1 protein-coding gene is annotated in these 1,161 nt (G+C 47.6%); it reads right to left on the reverse strand.

What is annotated here, in order from left to right; all coding sequences use genetic code 11:
- Nucleotides 1-85: 85 nt before the first annotated feature.
- Nucleotides 86-988 carry an urease accessory protein UreD gene (locus A3766_RS28170; protein ID WP_068513009.1) on the reverse strand — a complete coding sequence of 301 codons (903 nt, stop codon included), beginning with the start codon at nucleotides 986-988 and terminating at the stop codon, nucleotides 86-88.
- Nucleotides 989-1,161: the final 173 nt, after the last annotated feature.

Below are 1,161 nucleotides of genomic sequence, written 5' to 3' on the forward strand. Positions count from 1 at the left end.
AGCCAGCAACGCGGCGGTGAAAACCAGTAGCTTATCTTTCTCTCTAGGTAATAGTTCCATAATTCACTCTTATATAATCTGACACTTAAGTTAACCAAATTCTTGGTTCGATGGCTTTGCGCCCCGATAGCACTGGACGAACCAATGCCCATGCTTCGCCTAATAAATTTCTTGCTCGTTCAGTGCAGTTACCGAGGTATCTGACGGTTAGAAACTCACCTGTCATGCTTAACGCTAGCAAATCATCTCCTGGCATACCACTTTGTTTGATAAGCAATGCCTCAAGCATGGTTTCATGCTCCGCACTATCGATAGTTTCGTTGAAGGGCCCAGCAACAAATAGTGCATTAACGGGCTTTTCTTGAAGTCCACCCGTTCCATGTAAAACGGATGTGTCACCTGGCGCTAAACTGAGGGCTTCATTGAAACGAATACGGCCTTGCTGCCATATCTGCAAGCGCTGCTCGCAACTACCGTCTTCGAACGCCAAGTTATTCGCCGGTAAGCCAAAACAAGTGACCTCCCAAGCCATTACCTTAGCACCTTCTGCCAGTTCAACTTGGGTATTCATACGTGCATGAGACTTAGGGAAAAGAATAGTTTCTAGCGGTAACCATTCCAACACGGCGTCGCTTTCGACTCGCAAGGTCATATTTTGTGTTTGAACACCCGAGTCGTCGCGAGCCTTATAGACTCTACCCGCNCCGGGCGTAGTGATGAGTGCCTCACTGCCAGATTCAACCTGTATGTCGATATCTAGGGTATCACCAGTTACCAAGCCGCCCGGCGGGTGCAGCAAATAAGCGTGCGCACAGTCAGGGCCTTCAGGGTAAAACGCTTTTTGAACGTAAAGCGGACCTTGATGTTCACTAGCAACCAAGCGTGTACCACGTGATCGTTGCGCAAAGCGTAAACGCAGATAGGCCTGCCACTGACCGTGGTCAGAAACAATGTCTTCAATGAGTGTTGGGTCGAGTGCTTGGTTCATTTTTGTTATTCATTTATATTTTTGATTCTTGTCGTCTAGAAAACGTCATTCCAAAGTACTCCGTCATTCCAAAGACCCCCGTCATTCCAAAGACCCCCGTCATTCCCGCGAAGGCGGGAATGACAGCGTTTTATGGAAATGTCTGTGGGTAACGATAAAAAAGAGTGTAGAGA

The sequence above is a fragment of the Oleiphilus sp. HI0132 genome (assembly GCF_001635845.1).